The 5602-nt window shown below is 69.5% G+C and carries 7 protein-coding genes; 1 reads left to right on the top strand and 6 read right to left on the bottom strand.

Annotation, left to right across the window (positions count from 1 at the left end; all coding sequences use genetic code 11):
* Positions 1-15 precede the first annotated feature (15 nt).
* The 6 genes from F3J10_RS34115 to F3J10_RS34140 form a co-directional block, all read right to left on the bottom strand.
* The gene (locus F3J10_RS34115) at positions 16-261 is read right to left on the bottom strand and encodes a DUF2946 family protein (RefSeq protein WP_167243917.1); all 246 of its coding nucleotides are present in this window, start codon (positions 259-261) and stop codon (positions 16-18) included.
* Between the two features lie 275 nt (positions 262-536).
* Entirely contained in the window at positions 537-773 is a 237-nt protein-coding gene (locus F3J10_RS34120; RefSeq protein WP_036034613.1) for a hypothetical protein, read from the bottom strand.
* Positions 774-1173: 400 nt separating this feature from the next.
* Positions 1174-1893 (bottom strand): amino acid ABC transporter ATP-binding protein, encoded by a 720-nt coding sequence (locus F3J10_RS34125; protein WP_025100937.1) that lies wholly within the window; start codon positions 1891-1893, stop codon positions 1174-1176.
* Positions 1880-2530, bottom strand: coding sequence for an amino acid ABC transporter permease (locus tag F3J10_RS34130; protein WP_166913643.1), 651 nt, complete (start codon positions 2528-2530; stop codon positions 1880-1882). The genes F3J10_RS34125 and F3J10_RS34130 overlap by 14 nt, the downstream gene beginning before the upstream one ends.
* Positions 2527-3213, bottom strand: coding sequence for an amino acid ABC transporter permease (locus tag F3J10_RS34135; protein WP_025100936.1), 687 nt, complete (start codon positions 3211-3213; stop codon positions 2527-2529). The genes F3J10_RS34130 and F3J10_RS34135 overlap by 4 nt, the downstream gene beginning before the upstream one ends.
* Positions 3214-3543: 330 nt before the next feature.
* Positions 3544-4353 (bottom strand): transporter substrate-binding domain-containing protein, encoded by an 810-nt coding sequence (locus F3J10_RS34140; protein ID WP_025100935.1) that lies wholly within the window; start codon positions 4351-4353, stop codon positions 3544-3546.
* Positions 4354-4950: 597 nt separating this feature from the next.
* On the opposite strand from F3J10_RS34140, the gene F3J10_RS34145 reads away from it, so the two are divergent.
* Positions 4951-5475, top strand: a complete 525-nt coding sequence (locus F3J10_RS34145) for a sigma-70 family RNA polymerase sigma factor (protein ID WP_167243918.1) — start codon at positions 4951-4953, stop codon at positions 5473-5475.
* The last annotated feature ends 127 nt before the right edge of the window (positions 5476-5602 follow it).

Consider the following 5602-nt stretch of genomic DNA (forward strand, 5'->3'; position numbering starts at 1 on the left):
TCTGGCCTCGCATGCCTACGCGGCGGCCGGCGCGTAGGCATGCGAGGCCAGCAAGTCGCAATAGCCGCAAGCGGACAAGGCGTCGCGCGGCAACTCGTGCCGGTCGACATGCTGCGCCGCCGCGCAGATCGGCGCGTCAGGCCGATGCGCGGCCGCCGCTTCCGCCAGCTGGCTGGCGAGCGGCATCAGCACCAGCAGCCAGATGGCCAGCAGGCCAAGCCAGGCGGTCAGACGACGTCGGGAGGAGATGGGCGACAGCATCGCGCGATGGTAAACCACTGCGGCGCGATTTGCGTCGGGAATGTGTCAGGCGGGACGGCGGAACGGGCTTGCGCGCTGAAAGGTGAGGCGATTTGTCGCGTGAGGCAATCGGCGCTGGGGCTGGGGGCAGGCGCAGTGAAGACGAATGGTGGTTTATCGGGCGGTGGCGGTGGCGTCGCGCGGGGTGCGGCCCTTCACGCCAGAAGCAGGACGGCGCGAATGCGCGCCGCAGGCTGCCCCGCCCGCCGCGCGCATTCGCCGTGCCACGCTCACCCTCACGCGCCCGGCGCCAGGTCGCGGATCGCCGGCGTGGCCGACGGAATCCGTCCCGCGGCCGCCAGCACCGAGCGGCCGGTGGCCGTCAGCGCCGGTCGCGCGACGCCGTCCTCGTGCGGCTCGACCGACACCAGACGGTGTTCGAGCAGCGTGTCGATCTCGGCGCGATCGGGATCGATCCCGTCGGGCGCGCCGTGGATCAGCATCAGGGTGGCAAGTTCGTGTGGGCTCAGCATGGTCGACTCCGAAGGCAGGGCAGCCGCGTCGCAGACGCGGGGACATCGGAAATACCGTATCGACGTGACGCGATGATGACGAAGGCCGCGCGCGGGGCGGCCTGGACTGTCGCTACGGTGGAGCGTCGAGCGTGGCGGTGGCACCCGCGACACGCTCGATATGCTGTCATGGACCGCGCGCGACGGCCGGCCGTTCCCTTCGATTGTGTTACCGCGGATCACCGTTGCCAGGGGCGGTAAGCGAGGCCTCGCCATCGCACCGCACAAGCCGCGCGCGCGACACGGGCGACGCTCGCGTGCGAGCCGCGCCAGCGCGACGTCGCGACCAAGGCTGGCCGATGCTGCGCCGCGCGAGCGGGGCGAAACGCGTCCTTGCATTGCGCTCGCCGCCCGCGCGAATTCACTGCACGAAACGCTGCAGCTCGATCGTCTTCGGCGCGCCGAAGATCTGCTCGGGCGGCCCGCTTTCCCACACGCGCCCCTGGTGCATGAACACCACCTGGTCGCTCACGGCGCGCGCGAAGCGCATCTCGTGCGTGACCATGATCAGCGTCATGTCCTCCTTGGCGAGGTTCTCCACCACGCCCAGCACTTCCGCCACCAGCTCCGGATCGAGCGCCGAGGTGATCTCGTCGCACAACAGCACGGCCGGCTTCATCGCCAGCGCGCGGGCGATCGCCACGCGTTGCTGTTGCCCGCCGGAAAGCTGTTCCGGATAGGCGTCGAACTTGTCGCCGAGGCCCACGCGCTCCAGCATCAGCTCGGCGATCGCGCGCGCCTGGTGGCGGTTGGCCTGCTTGACCACGGTCTGCGCGAGCATCACGTTCTGGCCCGCGCTCAGGTGCGGGAACAGGTTGTACTGCTGGAACACCATGCCCACCTTCAGGCGCAGCGCGCGCAGGTCGCCGCGGCGCGCGTCGACGGTGGTGCCGTCGATGGTGATCGAGCCGGCGTCGATGCTCTCCAGGCCGTTGAGCGTGCGCAGCAGGGTGCTCTTGCCCGAGCCGCTGCGGCCGATGATGCTCACCACCTGGCCACGCTCGACGCTGAAGTCGATGCCTTTCAGCACATGGTTCGCGCCGAAGTTCTTCTCCAGCGCGCGGGTTTCAACGAGCGGCATGCCATTTCCTTTGCAAGACGCGCGCCCAGCGGGTCAGCGGATAGCAGAGCGCGAAATAGATGAGGGCCACCAGCCCATAGACCAGGAACGGCCGGAAGGTCGCGTTCGAGATCACGGTGCCGGCGCGGGTCAGCTCGGTGAAGCCGATGATCGAGACCAGCGCGGTGTCCTTGACGGCCTGCACGCCGAAGCCGACGGTCGGCCCCACGGCGATGCGCGCGGCTTGCGGCAGGATCACGTGGCGCAACTGCTCGAGATAGCTCATCGCCAGGCTCGCCGAGGCTTCCCACTGGCCGCGCGGCACCGCCTCGACGCAGCCGCGCCAGATCTCGGCCAGGTAGGCGCTGGTGAAGAAGGTCAGGCCCAGCGTGGCGGCCACCCAGGGCGGCACGTCGAGGCCGGCCAGCGGCAGCCCGAAGAACACCACGAAGATCTGCATCAGCAGCGGCGTGCCCTGGAATATCTCGATGTAGAGCTTCACGGCGCCGCGCAGCGCGACATTGCTGGACACGCGCATCGCCAGCAGGGCCAGCGCGAGCGCGCCGCCGAGCACGAACGAGACCAGCGACAGCACCACGGTCCAGCGCGCGGCCAGCAGCAGGTTGTGGAGGATCTGCCAGAAGCTGAATTCGATCATCGCGCACCTCCCGCGCGGCGCAGGAACAGGCGCCGGCCGGCGGTATTCAGCACGAAGCGCAGCAGCAGCGCCATCGCCAGGTAGGCCAGCGTGATCACGAAGTAGGTTTCGAAGGCGCGGAAATTGCGCGACTGGATATAGCTGGCCGCATAGCTCAGGTCGGCCACCGAGATCTGCGAGACCACCGCCGAGCCGAGCATGGTGATCACGATCTGGCTGGTCAGCGCCGGGAACACCTTGGCGAAGGCCTGCGGCAGCACCACGTGGCGGAACGCCTGGGCGCGCGACATGGCCAGCGCGGCGGCCGCCTCGTGGTGGCCGCGCGGCACCGCGGCCATGCCGGCGCGCACGATCTCGACCGAGTAGGCGCCCAGGTTCAGCGTCATCGCCAGCACCGCGGCCGTCACCTCGCCGATGTGGATGCCCAGCGCGGGCAGGCCGAAGAACACGAAGAACAACTGCACCAGGAAGGGCGTGTTGCGGATCGCCTCGACATAGGCGCCCGTCAGCGCGCGCAGCCAGGCCAGGCCCGGCGCGCGCGTGTCGTGCGCGGCGGCGCCGAGCACGCCGATGGCGAGGCCGAGCACGGTCGACGCGGCGGTGAGCGCGAGCGTGGTCGCCGCGCCGCTGGCGAACATGCCGGCGTAGTCGGCGAGATCGCCGAACTGGAGCTGGTAGGTCATCTCGAGGCTGGGTTGGTTGGGCTTCGGGAGGGGCGGCGCCGCGTTGGGCCGCCCCGGCAGGTCAGGCGCGGGCCGCGTATGTCGTCGCCGCGAGAGCGCCGCGGCGGATGTCGCTCGCGGGCCCGCGAGGGACGGCGTTCGCAGGCCCGCAACGGATCTCGGTCAGTGGCTCGCGACGACCTTCGCTCAGGGGCCCGCGACGACCTTCGCTCAGGGGCTCGCGACGACCTTCGCTCAGGGGCCCGCGACGACCTTCGCTCAGGGGCCCGCGACGACGCTCGCTCAGGAGCTCGCGACCACCGTCGCTCCGGGCCGCGCGCCGCGCGTCGCTCACAGACCGGCGGGCAGCGGCTGGCCCAGCCACTTCTTCGAGATCGCGTCGAGCGCGCCGTCCTTCCTGGCCTGGGCGATCGCCGCGTCGACCTTGGCCAGCAGGCGCGGCTCGTTCTTGTTCAGGCCGACGAAGCAGGGCGAGTTCTTGATCACGAACTTGGTTTCGGGGCGGCGCGGCGGGTTCCTGGCGAGGATCGCCGCCGCCACGATGTTGCCGGCCGCGATCAGCTGCACCTGGCCCGACAGGAAGGCCTGGATGGTCGCGTTGTTGTCCTCGAAGCGCTTGATGGTGGCGTTCGGCGCCATCTGGGTCAGCGCGATCTCCTCCAGCGCGCCGCGCGTGGCGCCGACGGTCTTGCCCGTCAGGTCGGCCGGGCCCGCCACCTTGATGTCGGCGGGGCCGAACACGCCCTGGAAGTAGGGGCCGTAGGCGGCCGAGAAGTCGATCACCTTCTCGCGATCGGGCGTCTTGCCGAGCGATGAGATCACCAGGTCCACCTTGTTGGTGGTCAGGTAGGGAATCCGGTTCGCGCTGTTGACGGGCACCAGTTGCAGCTTCACGCCGAGCGACTTGGCGAGCAGCGCGGCGGTGTCGATGTCGTAGCCCTGCGGCTGCATGTCGGCGCCGACCGAGCCGAACGGCGGATAGTCCTCCGGCACCGCGACGCGCAGGGTGCCGCTCTTGGTGATGGTGTCCAGCGCGTCGGCCTGGGCGGCGTTCGCGCCGAACAGCAGCAGGGCGGGGGCGGCCAGCAGCGCGGCGAGCCAGGCGCGGCGGGAGGAGGTGCGGTTCGGTCGGAAATCCATCGCGGGTTCTCGGGTGATCTTGTCGGTGAGTCGGAGCGGTCTGGTCGAGCCGCCGTGGCGGCCCCCGATGATTTAGCAAGAGCCGGGCCATGTGCCGTTCGGCTGGTCTGGCCACGCTGACCGGCACGGCGGCGCGTCGATGCACCGTTTTTGCGCGGCGGCGATGCGTCATTCGGGTGCGCAAGCGCGAGGAAGGCGCCGAAAACGGGCGTGGACAGGGCTGGGCGGGATTCGGATCGAGCCGATCAGCCGTGATTGCAGCTTGCGGCAGAGGCGAAAAGCAGGCCCGGCCTTTGTTCATACTGGTATGACCAGTGAGGACAAAGGCCTGCATTTCCGTTGATCGCGGCCGGCGGGTGGATCGAATCATGTCTGCCGGGATCGGGCGCCGCGGCAAGGCTGGAGCCCCTGTTCCACGCCCGGCGGCGGCCGTCGCGACAGGCGCCCGACGGTCCTTGCCGGTTCGCCGTGTCGTCAACCCGCCCCTTATTTCGCATGCATCGAGCGATTGCACAAAGCTGTCAGTTATATAAAAATGCGAATGATTCTTATCTTCACTTCGGATTCGAAGTGCTTGCCGCAAAAGGGGTTTCCTCGATGTCCGCCGTCCTCTCCGACGTGCAACGTGAAGTCAGCACCTTGTATCTCGACCATCACGCTTGGCTGCAGGGCTGGCTGCGCCGCAAGCTCGGCAATGCCTCGGACGCGGCGGACCTGGCGCAGGACACCTTCGTGCGGGTGCTGAGCGCCTGGAGCGGGGCCGGCGGTTTCGATCCGCGCGAGCTGCGCGAGCCGCGCGCCTACCTGAGCACGGTCGCCGGCCGCCTGGTGCTCAACCATTACCGCCGCTTGTCGCTCGAACGCGCCTGGCTCGAGGCGCTGGCCCTGCTGCCCGAAGCCTGCGCGCCCTCGGTCGAGGAGCGCTGCCTGGTGCTCGAGACCCTGCACGAGATCGACGCGATGCTCGATCGCCTGCCGCCCAATGTACGTACCGCCTTCCTGCTGTCTCAACTGGAGGGGCTGACCTATGCCGAGATCGCCCTGCGGCTCGGCATCAGCGATCGCACCGTCAAACGCTACATGGTGAGCGCCTACGAAGCATGCCTGCTGCTGGCGCTGTGAGCGCGGCGGCCGATCGCGAGGCGCCGCCGCTCGATCGCGCGGTGGCGCGCGCGGCCGCCGGCTGGGCCGTGCGCTTGCGCGAACGCGCCTCCGCCGAGGACCTGGCCGCCTGCACGCGCTGGCGCGA

Source organism: Burkholderia sp. Cy-637 (assembly GCF_011753175.1).
In the GTDB taxonomy this organism is placed as follows: Bacteria; Pseudomonadota; Gammaproteobacteria; order Burkholderiales; family Burkholderiaceae; genus Burkholderia; species Burkholderia gladioli.